Source organism: uncultured Porphyromonas sp., from assembly GCF_915070105.1.
Taxonomy (GTDB): Bacteria; Bacteroidota; Bacteroidia; order Bacteroidales; family Porphyromonadaceae; genus Porphyromonas.
In genome coordinates this window covers 1-21,630 of record NZ_CAJZFJ010000039.1, presented here as the reverse complement: position 1 = coordinate 21,630, position 21,630 = coordinate 1, and the positions used below count along the sequence as shown (strand labels likewise).

General features: G+C 55.0%; 17 protein-coding genes, 2 tRNA genes and 1 pseudogene. 11 read left to right on the top strand and 9 right to left on the bottom strand.

Annotated features, from left to right (window positions below):
- The first annotated feature begins 142 nt into the window (after positions 1-142).
- The 4 genes from QZ554_RS05285 to QZ554_RS05270 all read left to right on the top strand — a co-directional run bounded on the left by QZ554_RS05285 (position 143) and on the right by QZ554_RS05270 (position 2,990).
- Positions 143-216 (top strand) — tRNA-Ile (locus tag QZ554_RS05285).
- 17 nt (positions 217-233) lie between these two features.
- Positions 234-307, top strand: a tRNA-Ala gene (locus tag QZ554_RS05280).
- A gap of 526 nt (positions 308-833) precedes the next feature.
- Positions 834-2,366, top strand: a complete 1,533-nt coding sequence (locus QZ554_RS05275; RefSeq protein ID WP_297194824.1) for a Do family serine endopeptidase — start codon at positions 834-836, stop codon at positions 2,364-2,366.
- Between the two features lie 141 nt (positions 2,367-2,507).
- A complete protein-coding gene (locus tag QZ554_RS05270; RefSeq protein ID WP_297194823.1) occupies positions 2,508-2,990 on the top strand; it encodes a type II toxin-antitoxin system antitoxin SocA domain-containing protein in 483 nt (160 codons plus the stop codon).
- 349 nt (positions 2,991-3,339) lie between these two features.
- Here QZ554_RS05270 and QZ554_RS05265 read toward each other — a convergent pair whose 3' ends face one another.
- From QZ554_RS05265 to QZ554_RS05230, 8 genes and pseudogenes are all read right to left on the bottom strand, one after another.
- Positions 3,340-4,461: an ABC transporter permease gene (locus tag QZ554_RS05265; RefSeq protein WP_297194822.1), complete on the bottom strand. Its 1,122-nt coding sequence runs from the start codon at positions 4,459-4,461 to the stop codon at positions 3,340-3,342.
- A gap of 6 nt (positions 4,462-4,467) precedes the next feature.
- Positions 4,468-5,571, bottom strand: a complete 1,104-nt coding sequence (locus QZ554_RS05260) for an ABC transporter permease (RefSeq protein ID WP_297194821.1) — start codon at positions 5,569-5,571, stop codon at positions 4,468-4,470.
- 32 nt (positions 5,572-5,603) lie between these two features.
- A pseudogene (locus QZ554_RS05255) lies at positions 5,604-6,317 on the bottom strand (ABC transporter ATP-binding protein); the annotation flags it as partial.
- Between the two features lie 47 nt (positions 6,318-6,364).
- Positions 6,365-7,306 carry an ABC transporter ATP-binding protein gene (locus tag QZ554_RS05250; RefSeq protein ID WP_297194820.1) on the bottom strand — a complete coding sequence of 314 codons (942 nt, stop codon included), beginning with the start codon at positions 7,304-7,306 and terminating at the stop codon, positions 6,365-6,367.
- Complete coding sequence (locus QZ554_RS05245; protein WP_297194819.1) at positions 7,287-8,186, bottom strand: HlyD family efflux transporter periplasmic adaptor subunit; 900 nt, start codon at positions 8,184-8,186, stop codon at positions 7,287-7,289. Before QZ554_RS05245 ends, QZ554_RS05250 begins: the two co-directional genes overlap by 20 nt.
- Before the next feature lie 155 nt (positions 8,187-8,341).
- Complete coding sequence (locus QZ554_RS05240; protein WP_297194818.1) at positions 8,342-9,625, bottom strand: TolC family protein; 1,284 nt, start codon at positions 9,623-9,625, stop codon at positions 8,342-8,344.
- Positions 9,626-9,632: 7 nt separating this feature from the next.
- On the bottom strand, positions 9,633-10,244 hold the full coding sequence (locus QZ554_RS05235; RefSeq protein ID WP_297194817.1) for a TetR/AcrR family transcriptional regulator: 612 nt from the start codon (positions 10,242-10,244) through the stop codon (positions 9,633-9,635).
- A 273-nt stretch (positions 10,245-10,517) separates the two neighbouring features.
- Complete coding sequence (locus tag QZ554_RS05230) at positions 10,518-11,975, bottom strand: aminoacyl-histidine dipeptidase (protein ID WP_297194816.1); 1,458 nt, start codon at positions 11,973-11,975, stop codon at positions 10,518-10,520.
- A gap of 158 nt (positions 11,976-12,133) precedes the next feature.
- Here QZ554_RS05230 and QZ554_RS05225 point away from each other — a divergent pair, with 158 nt between their 5' ends.
- From QZ554_RS05225 to QZ554_RS05195, 7 genes are all read left to right on the top strand, one after another.
- The gene (locus tag QZ554_RS05225) at positions 12,134-12,349 is read left to right on the top strand and encodes a hypothetical protein (RefSeq protein ID WP_297194815.1); all 216 of its coding nucleotides are present in this window, start codon (positions 12,134-12,136) and stop codon (positions 12,347-12,349) included.
- A gap of 38 nt (positions 12,350-12,387) precedes the next feature.
- Complete coding sequence (locus tag QZ554_RS05220; RefSeq protein ID WP_297194814.1) at positions 12,388-13,023, top strand: OmpH family outer membrane protein; 636 nt, start codon at positions 12,388-12,390, stop codon at positions 13,021-13,023.
- Between the two features lie 1,166 nt (positions 13,024-14,189).
- Positions 14,190-14,774 (top strand): hypothetical protein, encoded by a 585-nt coding sequence (locus QZ554_RS05215; RefSeq protein WP_297194813.1) that lies wholly within the window; start codon positions 14,190-14,192, stop codon positions 14,772-14,774.
- Positions 14,775-15,145: 371 nt separating this feature from the next.
- Positions 15,146-15,724 carry a hypothetical protein gene (locus QZ554_RS05210; protein WP_297194812.1) on the top strand — a complete coding sequence of 193 codons (579 nt, stop codon included), beginning with the start codon at positions 15,146-15,148 and terminating at the stop codon, positions 15,722-15,724.
- Positions 15,725-16,018: 294 nt separating this feature from the next.
- Entirely contained in the window at positions 16,019-16,603 is a 585-nt protein-coding gene (locus QZ554_RS05205) for a hypothetical protein (RefSeq protein ID WP_297194811.1), read from the top strand.
- Positions 16,604-16,970: 367 nt separating this feature from the next.
- Positions 16,971-17,570: a hypothetical protein gene (locus tag QZ554_RS05200; RefSeq protein WP_297194810.1), complete on the top strand. Its 600-nt coding sequence runs from the start codon at positions 16,971-16,973 to the stop codon at positions 17,568-17,570.
- Between the two features lie 148 nt (positions 17,571-17,718).
- Entirely contained in the window at positions 17,719-19,167 is a 1,449-nt protein-coding gene (locus tag QZ554_RS05195) for a C69 family dipeptidase (protein WP_297194809.1), read from the top strand.
- A gap of 129 nt (positions 19,168-19,296) precedes the next feature.
- Here QZ554_RS05195 and QZ554_RS05190 read toward each other — a convergent pair whose 3' ends face one another.
- Positions 19,297-21,552 carry an outer membrane beta-barrel protein gene (locus QZ554_RS05190; protein WP_297194808.1) on the bottom strand — a complete coding sequence of 752 codons (2,256 nt, stop codon included), beginning with the start codon at positions 21,550-21,552 and terminating at the stop codon, positions 19,297-19,299.
- Between the last annotated feature and the right edge of the window lie 78 nt (positions 21,553-21,630).

Here is a 21,630-nt window from a genome sequence, read left to right as displayed (position 1 = left end):
TCCTTTCTGGAGTTCTGAAAATGGGCTTTAGTATAGTTAGTGTAGTATGTACGTATGCGATGAGTTAGGCTTTATCCCGCGAGCGAATGCTACTCGCTTCTGCTGTCATATCAATATTCTCGTTAATTATTAGTCCTAAGACAGTCCTATAGCTCAGTTGGTTAGAGCGCTACACTGATAATGTAGAGGTCGGCAGTTCAAATCTGCCTGGGACTACTTAAGTGACTTATCTTGGGGGATTAGCTCAGCTGGCTAGAGCACCTGCTTTGCACGCAGGGGGTCAACGGTTCGAATCCGTTATTCTCCACTTCCTATTGACCTCTCGGGGTCAGTAAATTACTAATACGATATCAGCGAGCAGGGTCTTCCTTGCTCGCTGATTTTTTTATACCTCCCCCAATGTCTTCTATGCCGTTATGGCATCTCTAGCCTGACTTAGCTCTTCGGGTGCTCCGCTCTCTTGCTATGAGACTACTACCTTGTATACCTCACCTACACTGTATCCCTATCCTTTGCTCTCTGTAGGCCTTTCTCGTCCTATCGTAGCTCTTCGCAGGAGGAACTGCTCCTATAGGGACTAGAGGAGGCTGTATCGCTACTCTGTAGACCTTTCCCCTAGAGTTATGCATTTGTGTCATAAGGAGGGGAAAGGAGAGGATGGTGTGACAAACTATTAAACTTTGGCACATTCTTTGTCTCCTATAGAGTATAAGTGTAGTAAAACTATATACACTAGGTGCTGTGAGGTACGTTATACTGGCGTGACTGCTCGTGAGGCTAGACCTTACCCCTCTCAGCAAGATGATAAACAGGACATATAATCTCGTATTGTAATGAGCAAAGTATGGAAGAATGTCGCAGCTACACTAGGACTAGTAGCTGTGAGTGTCGTGGCATCCGCTACGACGGTGCATGTGATAGCGAATGGTAAGCCCTCGGGGAGGGCTTCCTCGGAGATAACGGGTACGGAGGCTACAATCTCTGCGGAGGAATATGGCTTTCAGAATGCAGCCCTCTCGCTGGGACAGCGTCCACTAGGATCAGCTCCAGATCTGACTCCTGCTGCTGAGGCTTCGGTCAAGGCGGTAGTGCATATCAAGGTGCAGAAGGAGCAGCGTGTGGAGCAACAGCAGATGATGGATCCCTTTGAGTTCTTCTTCGGTGGAGACCCTCGCAATAATAGCCGTCGCAGTCAGCCCGTCGTGGGCTATGGCTCAGGTGTGATCATCAGCAACGATGGCTACATCATGACGAATAACCACGTGGTAGATGGAGGGGATGAGATCAAGGTCACACTGAATGATAACCGCACCTTCACGGCCAAGCTTGTTGGTGCCGACGCAGGCTCTGATATTGCCCTACTGAAGATCGAGGGGAAGGACTTCCCTACGATCCCCTTCGGCAACTCGGATAACCTTCGCCTCGGGGAGTGGGTGCTGGCCGTGGGTAACCCCTTTAACCTCACCAGCACCGTCACGGCAGGGATCGTGAGTGCGAAGTCCCGCTCTACGGCTTCTGCTGGTGACCAGCTGGAGGTAAGTGCCTTCATCCAGACCGATGCAGCGGTCAATCCCGGTAATAGTGGCGGTGCTCTGGTCAATGCTGCTGGGGAGCTCGTCGGGATCAACACGATGATCTATTCGCAGACGGGCAACTATGCCGGCTACTCGTTCGCCGTGCCCATCAATATCGCTGCCAAGGTCGTCTCCGACATCAAGAAGTATGGTACCGTACAGCGTGGTGTCCTCGGTGTCGTAGGGAGCGAAGTAACCTCAGAATTGGTGCAGAAGGAAGGGCTCAAGGTCAATGAAGGCTTCTACGTCGCTGACTTTGCAGAGATCAGTGCTGCCCTCGCTGCTGGTATTGAGAAGGGGGATGTGATCACGGCGATCGCTGGGCACAAGGTCTCGAGCTTTGGGCAGCTGCAGGAGCAGCTCTCTCGCTTCCGTCCCGGGGATAAGATCGATGTGCAGGTGAACCGCAAGGGGGCTGAGAAGACCTTCAAGGTAACGCTTCGCAACATGGAGGGAGGCTCCTCCATCCTCAAGCAGCAGTCCTCTTCGGTGGATGCACGACTCGGGGCTACGCTTCGCCCCCTAGAGGCTGGTGCTCGCCGTTCCTATGGGCTATCCTATGGCCTCGTCGTCGAGTCTCTTCGCTCAGGAGCACTGAAGAATGCAGGGATACGCGAGGGCTTCATCCTCCTCACGGCTAACGACAATCCCCTACGTAGTGTCGCTGACCTCAACAAGTCCATCTCCCCCGTCAAGGGCAAGACGACAGGCCGTCGCTCGGGCTCGATCCTGATCCTACGAGGCTTCTATCCTCAGTCGGGTGATGTCGTCACCTACACGGTAGAGCTCTAGACCTACGAACCATAATAGAGCATAGCCCTCGGAGAGCAGTCTCCGAGGGCTATGTCGTGAAAAATACGGGCGTTATTTAGGGCATTTAGTCTGAATTTACTAGCTTTGTAGTAACTAGAGGCCTATTTCAAAGTAAAGGTGATGGTATATCCAAGCAGAGAATCAGACATTATACTTGCCAAAGCTCTTATAGAGATGGCGGGGAAAATGTCGATTGAGATGAATATGACCAAGGTACAGAAGCTTTTGTACATTGCTTATGGGGCTATGCTTGCTCGCGAGGGGAAAAAACTCTTGAAAGGAAGACCTCATGCATGGCCCTATGGGCCTGTATTTCCTCTAATTAGAGAAGCTCTGATGGATGAGGATTTTACAAAAATAGCTGGCGGTACATATAGTGAAGAGCTTGACGATGATGTAAAGTCGTTGTTCGAGGCCGTATTAAAAACGTTTGGAGGTTATTCTGCAACATCACTTAGTGAGTGGTCTCATAGAGAAGGATCTCCATGGTGGAAAGTAGTAGAAAGGGATGGGAGAACATGGAACACTGTAATCCCGGATGAATATATAGTGCCATACTTTGTGAAATCAGTCCTAAAACCCTCAGATGCAACAAACAAGTAAAGAGAGCACTTGGGGGGATAGCCTTAACGAAGATGCTATCCAAGGAGGGGCTCAAGGGGGTACCCCCGATCCCGATCGTAAACCGCTAGAGAATGACCGCTATAAGCAAGATACCAAATGGAGAGACCGTCTTGCTTGGTGGGTTATAGGAGTGACATCTAGTTGGATGTTAATCATACTCCTTATTTTGGTAATCAAAGGATTTTGTAGCACATTCGACTTAGAGAAGGAAGTTCTGATAACCTTGCTTGCAACCACAACGGCAAACGTTCTAGGTCTACCCTTGATTGTTTTAAGGGGAATTTTCTCTGAGGGGAAACACCACTAAAGAGAATCCTTCCCGTCCCGCTTAGCTCCTCTTGCGGTAGGAGAGGAGGGCTAGGGAGCAGGAGGCTAGGGCATAGACGGCGAGTGCGCCGAGCTGTGGGAGTAGATCCATGAGCCCACTACCCTTGAGGTAAATACTTCGCATCGCTTGGACGAAGTAGCGTAGGGGATTGAGGTAGGTCAGCATCTGTGCCCACTGGGGCATACTCGTGATGGGGGTGAAGAGCCCACTCATTAGGAAGAAGAGCATCATGAAGAAGTACATGACGAACATCGCCTGCTGCATCGTCCCTGCAATATTCGACACACAGATCCCCAGCCCCGACATCACCAGCAGGTAGAGCAGAGTGAAGGCGAGTATATTGGCGATCCCTCCAGCTGGGGTAAGTCCGAAGAGTGTTGCTGCTAAGCCCATAGCCAGCATGAGGACGAAGAGCCCGAGTGTCCAGTAGGGGATGAGCTTGCTGAGGATAAGCGTCCAGGGACGAACGGGACTAACATTCATCTGCTCGATCGTCCCCGTCTCCTTTTCCCCGACGATATTTAGGGCGGGGAGGAAGCCTGTGAGCATCGTCAGAAGCATCACCATCAAGCCCGGCACCATAAAGGCTTTATAGTCCAGATGGGGATTGAACTGGTATTGGCTCTGCAGGGTGAAGGTCGGGAGGGCAGTATAGCTACCTCGCTCTGCGCTTCCTACACCTGCCTGCCTCAGCTCGGAGGCATAGTCATGCAGCACGCTGGAGAGATAGGTAGAGCCAAGGATACCACGGGTGCCATTGACGGCATTGGTTGCCAATAGGACTTGGCTCCCCTCACCTTGTACGATTGCTTTCTCCAGGTCACGTGGGAGCTCTAGTATGATGTCGGTCTCCCCTGCCTCCACCCCCTGTAGTGCCTCTTGGTAGCCCTTCGGTAGGGCGACGAGCTGGAAGTAGCCCGAGCCTTTGATCTTCTCGATGAGCCTTCGGCTGGTCGTGCTGTGGTCGTTGTCTAGGACGGCCACACGCACCTCCTTGACCTCTTGGTTGGCAGCGAAGGGCAAGACTCCGAGCATCATGAAGGGCATGAAGAGGATGACACGTGGGAGGAAGCGATGACGCAGGATCTGCTTGAACTCCTTCTCCAATAGATAGCGTAGCATGGTGCTTTATTCTAGTCGGGTCTTAAACTTGTATAGGCTCACGAGGATGAGGACACTCGCCATCAGTGTGAGGGCAAGGATCTCCGTCTCGACATGCACGAGGCCTGCCCCTTGGATCATGATCTTGCGCATAGCAGCGATGTACCAGCGTGCAGGCATGAGTGTCGATACCCACTGTAGGACGACGGGCATGCTCTCGATAGGGAACATCAGCCCCGAGAAGATCATCGTCGGAGCCATCAGCGCCATCCCCGAGGAGAGCATGGCAGCGACCTGACTCTCTACGAGGGTGGAGATCATGAGCCCTAGGGATAGGGCAAGGAGGATATAGAGCATCGATACCCCGAAGAGTAGGAAGAGACTCCCCTCGATAGGTACGTCGAGGACGAAGGCTGAGAGGAGCAAGATGCTGATGAGATCCACCAACGAGAGGGCGAAGTAGGGTACAGCCTTGGCTAGGATGATGTAGAGGGGGCGTATAGGAGAGGCCAGCAAGACCTCCATGGTGCCCATCTCTCGCTCTCGTACAATAGCGATAGCCGTCATCATCGCACAGATGAGCGTGAGGATGATACCCATCACCCCCGGGACGAAGTGGTAGGCACTCTTCGCCTGAGGATTGTAGAGCATACGGGTCTCAGCTTGGATGAGTACGGGTGCTCGGTGCTCCTTGAGTAGACGCTCTTGGTAGGAGGAGAGGACGGCAGTGGCATAGCCGATGATGGTACGTGCTTGGTTAGGGTCTGAGCCGTCAGCGATGAGCTGGATCTTAGCTTCTCCCGTCTGATGTAGGTCACTATCAAACTCAGGGGAGAAGGCAATGGCGAGCCGTATCGCTCCGCCACGGAAGAGGCTATCCACTTCGCTCGGACTCCCTACCTCATGAGTCACGACGAAGTAGGGGCTGGCATCTAGCTGGGCTATGATCTCTCGCTCGGTCTGCCCCGAGGGGCGATAGACGGCGACGGGCGTACTACGCACCTCGGTGGTGATGGCGAACCCAAAGAGCAAGATCTGCGCTATGGGGATCCCCAGCAGGATGAGGAGCGTCCAGCGGTCTCGGGCGATGTGCTTGAACTCCTTGAGGACGAAGGCTAGGAACTGCTTCATTGTCTTGTCTGATTAGGGTCTGGGTAGGGCTCTTAGCTGTCTGAGCGAGTAGCTCCACGGGCTAAGCGCTGGAATACCTCTTCCATAGAGCTGACTCCATAGGTCTCTCTGAGTGCGCTTGGGCTATCTAGGGCATCAATACGCCCATCGACCATGATAGATACCCGATCGCAGTACTCTGCCTCATCCATATAGTGCGTGGTGACGAAGACCGTGATCCCTCTCTGACTAGCAGCGTAGATGAGCTCCCAAAACTGCCTTCGGGTCACGGGATCGACACCGCCCGTAGGTTCATCGAGGAAGACGACCTCGGGCTCATGAAAGACTGCTACGGAGAAGGCGAGCTTCTGCCTCCAGCCTAGAGGTAGGTCTCGTACGAGGGTGTCTCGTCTAGCCTCGAAGCTAAGACTCGTGAGGAGCTGCTCTGTCCGCTCACGTATGAGTCGCTGAGACATACCGTAGATACCCCCATAGAGGCGAAGGTTCTCCCACACACGCAGATCCTCATAGAGGGAGAAGCGCTGGCTCATATAGCCGATGTGCTTCTTCACTTGCTCGGCTTCACGGGTGATGTCGTAGCCTGCCACACGCCCTTCGCCAGAGGTCGGCTTGCTAAGCCCCGTGAGCATGCGCATAGCCGTTGTCTTGCCTGCACCATTCGCCCCGAGGAAGCCAAAGATCTCAGCCCTCTTAACCTCAAAGCTAATCCCATCGACAGCGTGGAAGTCGCCAAAGCTCTTGCGCAGATCTCGGGCTACAATTACCTCCTCGCCCATTGTTTCTCTAAGTTCGCTCATGATGCACTCGGATGTAAAGCCATGAAGCAGTCCTCTACCGAGGGGCTGATCTGCTCTATAGATACACTGGTATGCCCTGCATGATGTAGGGAGGTGCGCAGAGCCTCTACCCCTTGGCTAGCTGCACGCAGTGTGACGTGGTAGCTCTCGCCAAAGGTATAGGCGGTCTCTACCTCGGGGCTCTCTCTTAGGTCTGTGAGTAGGGGGATCATACGCTCACTACGTACAGCCCAGAGGGTGTATGGGTAGCTCGCCTTGATCCCCTCGGGGCTATCCACCTGCAGGATATGCCCAGACTGCATCAGGGCAATACGTCCACAGCGCGAGGCCTCATCCATATAGGGTGTGGAGACCATGATCGTGAGCCCCTGCTCCTGTAGCCTCTGGAGCATATCCCAGAATTCCCTACGGGATACGGGGTCTACCCCCGTCGTCGGCTCATCGAGGAAGAGTACCCGTGGGCGGTGGATCAGGGCGCACGATAGGGCGAGCTTCTGCTTCATACCCCCCGAGAGCTTGCCTGCCCGTCGTCCCTCGAAGCGCTCGATCTGCACGTAGATATCTCGGATGAGGCTATAACCCTCCGCCACGGTAGTGCCGAAGACGGAGGCAAAGAACTCGAGGTTCTCCCGTACGGTCAGATCTTGGTAGAGGGAGAATCGCCCCGGCATATACCCTAGGATGAGGCGAAGGGTTCGGTAGTCACGCACCACATCTAACCCCTCTACCCTCGCTCCTCCCGCTGTCGGCAGTAGGAGAGAGGTGAGCATGCGCAGGAGGGTGGTCTTGCCTGCACCATCGGGGCCAATGAGTCCAAAGAGTTCACCATGACCGATAGAGAGCGAGAGCGGATGCACGGCCTCTAGCTGGCCGAAGCTCTTCGCTAGCCCTTCGATCACGATGCTGGGCTCTTGGTGATCAGAAGCGTACCTCTGCATACATCCCTAGCTTAATCAGTCCATCATTGGCTACGGAGACCTTGATGGCATAGACGAGGTTGGCTCGCTCGTCACGTGTCTGTATGGTCTTTGGGGTGAACTCTGCTTTCTCGGAGATCCAGCTGATATGCCCCTTGTACAGCCTGTGCTCATCCCTGCCTGCATCGGCATAGACGGAGACCTCCTGCCCTAGTCTTAGCCGGGTCAGTTGGCTGGCATCTACGTAGGCTCTGAGGTATACCTGTCTGAGATCGACTACCCGAAAGAGTGCACGTCCTCGTACGGCTAGCTCTCCTGCCTCAGCATACTTGGCGAGTACGACGCCATCAATGGGGCTTGTGAGGACGGACTTCCTGATCTCATCCTCGATCTGCTGTACTTGTATGCTGAGGGTGGAGGCCTCATTGCTGAGTCCTTGGTTCCCCCTTCCTAAGGCTTCGGTCTGGGCAGAGAGCTGACGCTCTAGGACGGAGAGCTGTGCGGAGAGGTCATCGACCTGCTTCGTGGTGGCTGCCCCTGCACGCTGTAGCTCCGTGAAGCGGGCGAGTTCTCGTCGCTGTACGGCGATCTGCTCCCGCAGGGAGGCGATCTGCACGGGGATGTTGGAGCGTCTCCCTCCGAGGGCATGGATGGAGGAGTAGAGCTGCATCTTCCTCAGATGAAGTTGGGTGGTATCGATGAGACCTACGGGGACACCTGCCTTGAGGGTATCACCCTCCTGCAGGCGAAGGCTGAGGAGCTCGCCCGTGGCATTGGCAGAGATGGTGACCTCGGTAGCCTCGAAGGTACCTGTAGCGTCATACTGGTTGTCCCTCCCCGAGCAGGCGGTGATGGAGAGCAGTAAGCCGAGGATGGGGACTAGTGACAGAAGTCTATTCATGGGGTCGTTGTCGTTACTTGGGGATGTAGTGCGGGCTCGTGGGGCTCGTGGGGCTCGTGAGGGGAATGTCTACCCTAGGGTATCGGGTGCAAAGGGAGACACATCACCGAGGAAGGGAATGCGTGAGGGACGAAGGGTATGAAACGGGGTGGATACTATACTCCTGAGAGCCAGCGAAGGTCGTACAGGAGCTGTAGATACTGTACTTGGTGTAGGATTTTCTCCTGCTCAGCTAGACGGACTTGGGTTAGGTCACGCATGAGGTCTGCCCCCGAGAGTGTGCCATGCTCCATCTTGGCTACTGAACTGCTGTAGATACGCCGACGAAGGGCGATTAGCTCATCGTCATAGTGGAGCTGTGTCCGTACCTTCTCCAGCGCACCTGACTTATTGGCGATCTCTATCTGCTGGTTTGTGATGAAGGCTTCACGCTTGAGGTCGAGACTATGCTCCTGGGTGGAGAGTAGACGCTGATTGTTGCGGTGCGTATAGAGGCTTCCTAATGACCACGAGAGACGGGCTCCGACGATGTAGTAGGGGGAGAAGTCTCGGTCTAGGAAGTTGAGCCCAGGGCGAGCATAGCCCCCTTGGGCGAAGAGCCCGAGTGTGGGGAGTAGGGAGGCGGATAGCTCCCTGCGCCGAGCCCCTAGTGCCTGAGTCTGTCGGTCGAGTACATGGAGCTCAGGGCGAGTCTTATGCCTCTGCTCGGCTATCTCTGCTGTGGGGAATCGGAGCTTGGTGCTATCGGAGAGCGTATCTCCCATGAGAAGGCCAAGTGCCCCGAGGTAGCTACGGCGTAGGGCTAGGTACTCACTACGGGTACGCTCCGAGCGGATACGGTCAGCCTCCACAGCGTCTAGGTCGGTGGTGGTAGCGACACCGCCACGGATGAGGGTCTCTACCTTGTGCTTGGTGCGAAGAATCTCCTCATGGAAGAGGTCGTTGTAGCTCTGTTGCTCTGAGATGAGGAGCAGGGCGAAGTAGATCTCGCTCACCCTGCGTCTCAGGGCATAGAGGGAGACATCTGTCTCGGCACGGCTCACCTCGGCCTCGGAGCGGATCATGGAGCGGGCGGCGGCTGTCCTGCCCCCATCCCAGAGGAGCTGGCTGACGTCTATCGTAGCTCCATACTGGTCACGCTGTACCTCGGGGAGGGTGATCGGTAGGCCTAGGGCGGTGAAGTCCAAGGGGATCTTGGTGACCTCCGACTGATAGGAGGCCTTGGCTGTCAGGCTAAGCTGGGGGAGGTAACGCTTGCTGGCGTTGGAGAGGCTGTAGTCCTTAGTCTGCTCGATGAGGGCATATTGCCGGCTCAGGGGGTAGTGCGCCTCGGCCTGTCTCCAGCATTCCTCTAGGGTGAGCTCCTGTGCGGAGCCTGCTCGGGGGATGAGGACCAGGAGGAGGGCAAGGGCAGTAGCCTTCGTTAGGATACGTGCCATAGTGGGGCTATTGGGGTCTTAGTCGAGCTAGGACGGTGGTGATGAGTTCTGTGCAGTGAGCCTCGTAGTCAGCATCCTCGAGGGTATGACCTGTGGCTGCTCGCTTGAAGGCTGCCAGGATGAAGAAGGAGATATTCTGCGTGACCACGAGGTTGAGTAGAGCCTCGGCACGGACATCGCCTATCCGTCCTGCGCTGCGCTCCTCTCGCAGGTCTTCCTCTAGGTGGCGTAGGAATTCGCCTCTAGCTCGAGTGAGCTCCTGCGCATAGGGGGTCGCACGCTCTGGGCTGAAGAGGATCTCCTTGAGGACGAAGGGGACGAGGCGAGGGTTCTCCCTCAGGAATGAGAAGTGGGCAGAGATGAGTCTCGTGATACGCTCCTCGAAGGTCTCATCCCGACGGTCAAAGCTGAATATGTTCTGGAGCATGAGCTGTACCTTGCTCCCGAAGATCCGGGCGAAGAGGTTCTCCTTCGTACGGTAGTAGTAATGTACCAGCGCACTATTGCATCCCGCACGCTGGGCGATCTGGGCGGTCGTCGTCTGGGCGAAGCCCTGCTCGAGGAAGAGTTCCTCGGCAGCTAGGAGGATCTCCTCCTCGGTCTTTTCTTCTTTCTTCATACTCAGTCAGTGGTTAGGGGACTAGTGAAGTCTTGATTAGTCGCCTTGTTTAACTGCAAAGTTAAACTAAATAATGAATATCACTACATCGTCACTAATATGACCTCAGCATACAGGGTAAGTTGCTTGTATATAGGCGATCTCCCCTCCTGCTATCTCCTCCTCCTCCCGAGCACATATAAAAAGCATAAGCCCCCCTCTCCCGAAGTGGAAGAGGGGGGCTCATAGCTTGGGGATATCCCTAGGTCTCGCTCGCTGGGCGAGGGGAGTAGCTTACTTAGCTGCGGGGATCTCCTTGAGTACCTCTAGGAGGTGCTGCCACCAGAGGTCTACGGTCTTGATCTCGATACGCTCTGCGGGAGAGTGTACGTCACGGAGTGTTGGGCCGAAGGAGACCATATCTAGGTCTGGGTAGACCTCTAGGATCAGACCGCACTCGAGCCCAGCGTGGATAGCCTTGACAGCAGCCTCCTTGCCGAAGAGCTTGCGGTAGGCATCAGCCGAAGCCTTGAGGATCGCAGACTCGGGGTTGGGCTTCCATCCAGGGTAGGGATCACGTACGCTGACCTCAGCACCTGCTAGCTCGAAGACGCTGGAGACCATCTCAGAGGCGCTGTTGCGCAGCGAGGTGGTGGAGCTACGCTGGCTGGTCTCTACGAGGATCACACCCTCACGCTGCTTGATCGAAGCGAGGTTGTTGGAGGTCTCTACGAGGCCCTCTAGCTCGTGGCTCATGCCGAGCACACCATGTGGGCAAGCGTAGAGAGCACGCACGAGGGCATGCTTGGTCTTCTCGTCGATGACCTTGGCGGGGGTAGTGCCTTCCTCTAGGACGACACGTACGTTGGGGTCTACGGCCTTCTGCTCGTTGCGTACGTCGGCATCGATCTGCTTGACGAGTGCCTCTACCTTAGCTCTGTCGGCAGCCTTTACCCCTACGAGGGCATGAGCTTCGCGGGGGATAGCGTTGTGGAGGTTACCACCACCGATCTCGGCGAGACTCCAGCAGACGTTCTTCTCTAGGGCATAGAGACAGCGGGTGAGGATCTTATTGGCATTCCCGAGCCCGCAGTGGATCTCACCACCGGAGTGACCACCCTTGAGGCCTGATACGGCGATACGTAGCCATACGAGATCCTTAGGAGCGTCCTGAGCCTCGTACTTGAACTCTGCTAGGATACCCATACCACCGGCGCAGCCGATGAAGAGCTCGCCCTCGTCCTCGCTGTCGAGGTTGATGAGGATCTTCCCCTCTAGGAAGCCTGGCTTGAGCTCCATAGCACCTGTCATACCCGTCTCTTCGTCGATGGTGAAGAGGGCCTCTAGTGGGCCGTGGGGGATGTCATTGGAGGCGAGGATAGCTAGCTGGGCAGCACAGCCGATCCCGTTGTCTGCCCCTAGGGTCGTACCATCAGCGTGTAGCCATTCGCCATCGACGATCGTACGGATGGGGTCGTTGTCGAAGTCGTGCTGGGTACCGGCATTCTTCTCGCACACCATATCCACGTGGCTCTGTAGGATCACCTTCACACGATCCTCATAGCCGGGGGTGGCGGGCTTGCTCATGACGATGTTACCTACGTGGTCTTTCTTGTAGGAGATCCCGTGTTCCTTGGCGAACTTCTCAAGGTAAGCGATGATCTTGCCTTCCTTCTTCGAGGGGCGTGGTACTTGGGTGATTTCGTGGAAGTACTTCCAGACGATCTTGGGGTTCAGTTTGGTAATTTCCATTGTTCCTGAATGTTTATTGTGCTTGGAGGCCCTCCTGGGCACTCTCTTTTGGACGCCGTGTGAGCTCCTTCAGGGGTAGTAGGTAGAGTGTATAAAGCTCTATGTACCAAGAAAACTCGTACCTTTGTCCACAACAAATATAAAGATAAAAAGTAAGCATGCCATTATTCATCGTCTCTCTGCTCTTTGTCTCCCTAGCTGTAGTCCTACTAGCTGTGGGGGTCATCTTCAAGAAGAATGGACGCTTCCCCAATACCCACGTAGGGGGTAGCCGTGCCATGCAGCAGCGTGGGATCTCCTGTCACACCTCCCAGCATAAGGAGGCACAGCATCACCAGAGCCTCGCTGAGCGGATCGCCAGCCAAGAGGCCTAGCTCCCCGGATACAATAATACAATTCATACATTCTACTTATGACAAAGAATAGTCTCGTAAGCCTAGGGCTCGCTGCTCTGGCCTTGACTACATCGCTCTCACTCGCCTCCTGCAAGGATGGTGAGAAGAAGGCCTCTCCCACCACTGCTGCCGAGGTGCAGGCCACGGGGCTACCCGTAGCCCTCGTACGCATGGACTCGGTCTCCTCGCAGTACAAGTACGCTCAGGAGGTCAAGGCGGCTCTCGAGAAGGATGCCCTCGAGCACCAGACTCGTCTACAGAGCAAGGGGGCTGCTATACAGAAGGCTGCTGCCGACTTCGAGCGTCGTATGCGTATCAATGCCTTCGTCTCTGCTGAAGCACAGCAGGCCGAGCAGCAGAAGATTATCCGCATGCAGCAGGAGGGCGAGGCACTCAGTGCTCAGCTCACTCAGCAGCTCGGGATGAAGCAGCAGCTCATGCTCGAGGATATGATGAAGGAGATCCGTGCCAAGCTCAAGGAGTACAACAAGGATGGTCGCTACAAGCTCATCCTCACTCAGGTAGGCGACAATGTCCTCTACGCTGATGAGGCACTGGACATCACCGATGACTTCATCAAGTACCTCAACGAGCACTATACCTCCGGTAAGGCTACCGAGGTAAAGACCGACTCCACGGCTCAGGCTAAGTAGTACAATCTCTTCGCTCGCCTAGTCCTCCGTGTGGTGGCGGATCAGCCATCCAAGAGACACGGGCTAGGAGCCTAGTATCATCGCCCCCACAGAGACCTGTCGTAGCAGGCTCTGTGGGGGCGATTCTATTCTGTCCCTATATCTGATGAGACACCGAGGTGCACTCGTCATAGCGGGGGATAAGTCTCTAGGCTAAGCCCCCGATGGTGGATAGGGTGGTGGATGAAGCTGTGGAAGAAGAGGTGAATATCCCCTCTCCCCACCTGTGTGTGGGAGGAGAGGGCTGGGGAAAGACTACGGCCTAGCCTCCACAGAGAAGGAGATGAGGATCGAGTGCAGATAGCTCGGGAGCGTGAAGAACTCGACCTCTGGTCGTTCGTAGGGTATTTTGCTTTTGGTCATCGTAGTGTGGGTATATAGGGGTTGTAGCGAAGGGGTGGGTGATGGTGTCGTGCGGAGCGAAGGGGGGAGCCATCGCTTCGGAGAAACTCCCCTAGGGAGGGGAGTGCAGGGAGCTCATCCCTCATCCTCGGGCGGTGTGCCTGCGATAGGAGTATGGGGATAGTCGCTCTCGGGGCGTGTGTCGGGGGCTCTTCGGTTAGGGGCAAGCCCTCAGTGAAGATACCCTCCACTTGTGTGTCTTCACAAAGGTACGAAGGATCTCAAATACCATCCCCCGTCCCCTCTCTAAGCCCCTCTGTATCGGGCATTCTGAAAGGGCTGAAACGTTCATACCGAGAGCGCCTTTGCGCTCTCGGTATGAACGTCCTCACGCTCTCGGTAAGAACGCAAGTGCGCTCTCGGTAAGAGCGTACATGCGTTCTTACCGAGAGCCCTTCAGGGCTCATTAAGTGTCTTGTATAGCGGGTGCGCAGGGTATGTCACTTCCTGCTCGTGGATGCCCTCCTTCCGCCCCTCTCTTTCTTGTGTGGGAACATGCTCATTCTGTGGAGTCTTACCTCTCACTATATGCGAAAACGCTACCTTTGTGGGGAGAGAGGTTCGCCCCTTGATGAGGGCTTCTCCGCTTTGCCAATAAAGAGGAGGGTGTCATATCGTGACCACCTAGTTCGGTATGCACTATTCGTCCCTCTCCTCGTCCACAATCATTAACATACACAGAGCCAGTAGGGGACGAAGGCTCACCAAAAGAAACAACCATAAATATGGTGAACATTTACTCACCCTCCTTCCGCTCCATGAGTCGTAGGCTTGCCCTCACGCTCGGACTCCTGCTGGCTCTCCTTCTCTCCCTCCCCTCCCACGCACAAGACGGGCGCAGCAAGGTGCCAATCAACCGTACGATCAGTGGCTTCACCCTCGGGGTCACAACGCCTGCACAGGCGCGGGCAATCATCCAACGGCAGGGCGGAAAGATAATTCTAGAAGTCGGCATTCACGCTGGAAGTAAAGATGCAAGCTATATTGTCACGGGACTTAACTATGCAAGGCGGCCCACGCAGACTGTCTATATGTTTTTCTATAAGGGGCATCTGCAGAGTATATTCTTTATCTTCGATGGTTGGGATGTACTAGAGCAGATAGAGTCAGAACTAGAAGATAAATATGGAATGATGATAGAGTCTGAGGGGATGTTCAAAAAGAAAGGTATTGTTGATGCCTTTACCTCTTTAGAGGTAGTTCGCACCTTTGACTATGAGGGACATAGTATGTCCAAGAATGCTTATATTGCCTATACAGATAAGGAACTTGATCGAGCTCGTTCGGCAGAGAAAGAGAGTGAGAACTAGTAGGCTTGGAGTGGAACTTTTGCCCGCTCCAGCCCTCCCGTGAGGGGCTGGAGCCCTTCGCCCATTAGGTCAGATGGTGGAGTCGAGAGGGGTAGAGCTAGATACGTAGGCTATCGCTCCGTATCTATATGCTAGCCATCCTCCTCCTTGTACGCAGACGATCTCGGATAGGAGTAGGTGGAAAAGGCTACCTTTGTCGAGAGAGAGGCTCGCTCCTTGATGCGGGCTTCTCCGCTTTGCCGATAAAGAGGTGGGTGTCATATCGTGACCTCTCAGTTCGGTATGCACTATTCATCCCTCTCCTCGTCCACAATTCAGTAATACACAGAGCCCGTAGGGGACGAAGGCTCACCAAAGAAACAACCATAAATATGATGAACATCTACTCACCCTCCTCTCGCTCTATGAGTAGTAGACTTGCCCTCACGCTCGGTCTCCTGCTGGCTCTCCTCCTCTCCCTCCCCTCCTACGCACAAGATGGGCAAAGCAAGGAGCCAATCGACCGTACCATCAGTGGCTTTACCCTTGGGGTTACAACGCCTGCAGAGGCACGTGCAATCATCCAACGACAGGGCGGAGAGATAGAAGAAACTCAAGCATGGAGTGATGAGGTGGTCTATGCCATTACGGGACTTAAATATGCGAGGCGCCCCACGCTCTCAGTCCGCCTATATTTCTATAAGGGGCATCTGCGGAGTATATCATTTGTCTTTGGTGATCTAAAGATATTCGAGCAGATAGAGTCAGGATTAGAGAATAAATATGGAACGATGGCGGAGGGTAAGGCAACGTCCAAAATGAGAGTGAAAGGTATTGCTGATGCCTTTACTTCTTTAGAGGTGGTAGTTCATAGCTTCGAGTACGACGGGCATGTTGGATTCGCGTACGCTTATATTTCATATACAGATCTGGAACTTGATCGGGCTTATTCGGCAGAGAATGAGATCTAGTAAGATGGGATGTGACTTGTACCCATCTACCTGCCCCCTCGCCGATTAGGCCGTATAAAAGGGGGGGTGCCTAGGGCTAGGTATTGACAATGAGGTGGGAAAGGTGTAATATTGCATATGTCCATCGAGGGCAGTACATAACACATCACTGAACTCGCCAAAGTATCCAAGGAGGGTATCACCCCACGTACTCCTATCCCAGCCGTACGCAGTGCGTCCCCAGCCCTCCACCACAAGCACCATACATCCCGAGCCAACTGGGGACGAAGGCTCACCAAAGAAACAACCAGGAATATGAAGAACATCTACTCATCCTCCTTCCGCTCTATGAGTCGTAGGCTTGCCCTCACGCTCGGCCTCCTGCTGGCTCTCCTCCTCTCCCTCCCCTCCCACGCCCAAGACGGGCGAAGCAAGGTGCCAATCAACCGTACCATCAGTGGCTTCACCCTTGGGGTCACAACGCCTGCACAGGCACGGGCAATCATCCAACGGCAGGGTGGAAAGATAATTCGTGCAGAAGGAACTCAAGCTGGGAGTGATGAGCAGGCCTATGCTGTTAAGGGACTTAAATATGCAAGGCGTTCTACGCTCTTAGCTGGTCTATATTTCTATAAGGGGCATCTGCGGAGGATATTCTTTATCTTCGATGATTTGGATGTACTAGAGCAGATAGAGTCAGAACTAGAAGATAAATATGGAATGATGATAGAGTCTGAGGGGATGTTCAAAAAGAAAGGTATTGTTGATGCCTTTACCTCTTTAGAGGTAGTTCGCACCTTTGACTATGAGGGACATAGTATGTCCAAGAATGCTTATATTGCCTATACAGATAAGGAACTTGATCGAGCTCGTTCGGCAGAGAAAGAGAGTGAGAACTAGTAGGCTTGGAGTGGAACTTTTGCCCGCTCCAGCCCTCCCGTGAGGGGCTGGAGCCCTTCGCCCATTAGGTCAGATGGTGGAGTCGAGAGGGGAAGAGCTAGATATGTAGGCTATCGCTCTGTATCTACATGCGAGCCATCCTCTTCCTTGTACGCAGACGATTTCGGATAGGAGTAGGTGGAAAAGGCTTCCTTTGTCCATAGGGAGGGAGCGCACCCTTCGTAGGTGTCTCCCTACCTTTGCGATAGAGGAGGGGCACATCGTGTCCGTGCGACAAGTGGTGTGCTGTGCATCCCCATTCCTTCCCACCTCCCTCTCTACAAGATTAGAGCTCGCTGGGGATGAGACTCTATAGCGAGATACAGCAATGAATAAGAAACACTATCAAAACCTCTTCTCCTCGCTAGGTCGAAGGATTGTCCTAGCCCTGAGCCTAGCCCTAGGTCTCTTCCTTGCACCTAATATCCAAGCCCAAATAAAGCAGAGCAAGGTCCCCATCGAGCGTACGATCCTCGGCTGCACCCTCGGGGTGTCTACCCCTAGACAAGTGGTGGAGATTGTCCAAAAGCTAGGTGGAGAGATTATCCAAAACTACTATTCCCCTCAGCCTACTCGATACACCGTGACCTACATAGCTACGGGGCTTATGTATGAGGGTAGCGCTACACGGAGGGTCTTGTTTCAGTTCTACAGAGAGCAGCTGGTATTTGTCTCCTTGACCTTTGTGGTGCAGCAGGAGCTCAATCGTATAGAGCGTCTATTGGTGGGTAAGTATGGGGTGATGGGGAAAAGCCAAGATGCCTCCCCCATCGTCATGATGAAGCAAATACAAGATGCTCATACGGAGCTATGGATAACCAAGAATTACACCACCAGGAGCCATCAGGTATTTAAGGATGGGACGATTGGTTATGCCGATCGAGCGCTGAGCCAAGCACAGAGAGCGGAGAGCGCAGGGAGCCTCTAGTCTCTGTCCGATAGGAGGGGAGGCTTCCCCCTCGTATATAGGGACTTAACGAGGAGGATACCTAGGATTGGGTATTGACAATGAGGAGGGAATGGTGTAATATTGCATGTCTGCATCGGGCAGACTCTTAATACATCACTAACTCATCATGGAACAGAATCAACAGAACCTCAAGGGGGGCACCCAGTTCCCCTCCGAATGTACCACCATTATCGTCGGCCCAGAGATGATGGCCGATGGCTCGAGGATCGTAGCTCGTAGCGAAGACTGGAATGCCATGCTCGCTAAGAATCTCGAGATCTACTCCGATACCTCTACGGGTGCCGAGCGGTTTGTTGCCCTCGATAGCCCCTTCCGCTGTGAGCTCCCCCGAGAGGCTCTTGGCTACACCGCCCTCGCCCCCTACCACCTACCTGGACACTGGGGCAGTGCGGGCTTTAATACCGCTGGGGTCGGGATGAGCGCCACCGAGAGCATCTTCAGCAGCGACCGTGCCCTAGAGTCTGACCCCCTCGTCGAGAATGGGGTAGCAGAGAACTCTGTCTTCAACATCGTCCTACCCTACATCCGCTCTGCCCGCGAAGGGGTGCTTCGCCTAGGGGCACTGATCGAGGAGCATGGAGTGGCCGAGGGCTTTGGGGTTGGCTTCGTAGATAGCCATGAGACTTGGTACCTAGAGACGGCCTCGGGACACCGCTGGCTCGCTTGTCGTATGCCCGAGGATCAGTACTTCGTCACGGGGAACCAGAGTCGCTTCAGACACTACGACCCGCACGAAACCGATCACTATCTCGCCAGTGCAGACCTCATCGAGTACGCCATACAGCACGGACTGTATGACCCAGCTAAGGGAGACTTTGACTTCCACGAGGCCTATATCCGTGATGTAGCGCTGGACACGACCTACAACTATCCTCGTGTCTGGGGGCTACAGGCCATGCTGAGCCCCTCTATCCCCAATGATGTCACGTGCAATACCTTCCCCGTCTTTGCCCGAGCAGAGCATCCTCTGGGGATGGATGACCTGCGCCGAGTCTTCCGCTTCCACTATCAGGGTACGGAGCATGATCCCTATCTGCATGCCAATCCTCGGGAGCCTTACCGCCCTGTCTCCATCTTCCGTACGACGCAGACGCATATCCTGCAGGTGCGCCCTGAGCTACCGCAGGCTATCGGACGTATAAACTATGTCGCCCTTGGGATGGCAGACCTCGGGGTCTTCCTACCCCTCTATCAGGGGATCACATCTTATCCCGAGGCCTATACGAAGGGGACGAACCACTCCAGCCACGACTCGGCCTACTGGAAGTTCCGTAAGGTACAGGCTCTAGGGATGGTGAACTACAACCGCTATGCCCCCCTTATCCAGGAGACCTATGCCCGCTTCGAGGCTGAGACGGATGCCCGCCAGCGGGAGATGGAGCAGCGCTACCTAGCCGTCTATGAGAGCCAGCCCTACTATGCGACAGAGCTCCTACAGAGCTTCTCGGACCAGATCCTCCTAGCGGCACTGCAGGTAACGGATGAGCTGATCGAGACCCTCTTCACCTGCCTCACGGAGGATATCCAGGAGGAATATCTCTTCCACGGCGCCTAGGTACCGCCCTAGGGGCATTCCCCTAGAGAGGGACTATCCCCACAAAGGACGAGGGGCAGTATGAAGTGATCTACTTCGTACTGCCCCTCGCTCGTTAGAGAGTCCCCCAGTCGCTAGGGGTGGGATAGATCAGCGTAGCCGCATATCTCGACGTGTGAGGCTGTGGTCGGGGTATAGGGTGGGTAGCTGGGGCTTGGGCTTCTCGTTGCCTTGGTTCAGGTGGTAGGAGATGCCTAGGCTTATATTCCAGAGCGAGTAGTGCACCTCCTTGGTCTGCTGGTGGAGACGCTGGCGGTAGTACTCCTGTACTTGTTCGCCGAGACCGAAGGGGGCTTTAGCTCTTAGACTGACCTCTAGTCGCCCATCGAGGAGCTGCTTCTGTACACCCATCTGAATCAGCGGAGAGGTCGTCCTGCGCCTGCTGAATAGGTAACGTGGGCTGTGGTAGGAGGCGCTTAGGTCGAAGAGCCAGCCCTCAGGTAAGCTGTAGGAGAATTCCCCTCCACCCTGTACCTCCCAGCCCATACTACTGCGGCCACGTGTCTGTGGGCGGAAGGTATGATCCAGCAGATAGGCAGAGTAGACTATCCCTGTATAGAGCTTGACCCCCAGACGATCATCGAGGAAGCGACTGCGGTAGCCTAGGGTGAGGTCAGAGAGATGTCCGCTACCCACATTGGCGAAGGTGAGCTGATTGATCGTAGGCTCCATGAGGTGAGCGGCGATGAGCTGGGCATGGTGTCGGTAGGAGGCCGATAGGCTGAGGGCATGTTGGCCAAAGGTCTTAGCGAGGGAGAGCTGTACGAGGTCGGTGCTCTGAGGGCGAAGGGTAGGCTGCCCGAGCACTTGCTCGAGTTCGTTGAGGTAGTAGGGGCTAGGGGAGAGTAGCTCGGCAGAGGGATGCTCCACGTAGCGTGTATAGCTTAGGCGACCCGTGTAGCCCCAGCGTGTGTAGCGTAGTGCGAGTGCGGGGAGTGGAGTCACGTACTGCTTGCCTGCGCCTAAGCCATAGCGTCCCCACTGCACCCCTAGCGTAAGTGTGGCGGATAGATCTGCAGATAGCTGGAGCTGGTCCTCGGCCAAGAGACGTAGCTGGGTGCTCCACTGGCGTCCCTTCAGGCTGTGTAGGCGGCTACTCGTACCCTGCTGGCAGAGGGTGAAGGTCAGGTCATGTAGTCTACTGATGAGCTCTATCCCCCGATGCTCATAGACGAGGTCGGTGGCGATGGAGAGGTCACCGAGGGTGTATTTGCGGTCGCTTAGGTCGGAGAAGGTATTGCCGAGCATCCTCCCTCGTGTCTTCACGAGTAGTCGCTGTGCGGGAGTGGGGCGATAGGCGATGAGGAGATTGAGATCGAGCGAACCTTCGTCCTCGGATAGGCTTCCCTCTTGGACGCTCATAGGCTGGGTAACCCTGCTCTGGGCGCGTAGTTGCCCTCCCCGCAGGATTAGGGAGCCCGTTCCCTGTAGTTCTGGTGTTAGGTAGATGTTGACCATTCCCCCGAGGGAGAGACCTAGTGAGCGGTCCTTATTGCTTTGGTGTAGGACTTGCCTACCTCCTTGGTACAGGTGCGTCTCGGGGTATAGGTGGCTGTAGCTGACTGCGGAGAAGAGCCTTAGGTCAAAGCGCTGTGTGTAGAGCGATAGACTCGGATGTAGCCGATACTCGGGGCGCAGTACGCCCGCTTGGGCTAGGAGGTCACCCCGTAGGGTCGTCGTAGTCTCCCGTCGGAGCGTGATATAGACAGCTCCTGCCTCTCCTTCGCTCTGAGTGTCTCGGTAGCGTATCTCCACCTGATCGAGATCCGAGGCATTGAGTGTGCGGATGAAGCCTATGCTGGCGGGTACTTCATTGACGTAGAGTAGGGCTGGACTCGTTGCCCCGATGAGGTAGAGCCCTTCGTCTGCGAGGATGAGCCCAGGTAGACGGCGGAGGGCTTGGTCTGCCTTTGCGCCCTTGGGTAGGCTCGCTAGTGAGACGCGATAGGTGTCCGAGGTAGGGCTACCCCTGCGCCCGCTCTGATCATAGAGCACCTCCACTCCGGGCAGGGTGCGTAGAGGGAGTCTTAGGGTATGGCTCTGGTCATTGGTCTCCTCGGTAGGGACATTCGTCTCTAGGGTTGCAAAGCCCTTGCCCCAAGCCCAAAGGTGTGCCTGGGTACAGCCACGTGGGGCAGTCGTCGTGAAGAGTCCCTCTCGGTCGGTATAGCCCGATACGACGAGTGTGTCAGCGAAGGCAATGCGGAGCGCAATGGAGTCGAGTGCCTTGCCCGTGGGGGATAGGATGCGGAGAGTAAATGGAGTCTGAGCTGCTACGTACTGTAGGGATAGGGTGCCCAAGACGAGCCCTATTAGCCAGGTCGCAGTGTGCCGTGGTATACTCATGTGTGTCGTAATATATAGTGTCAGAGGTATGTACTAGTCGTTACCTAGTACAAAGATCGAAAGAATTATCCAAATAGC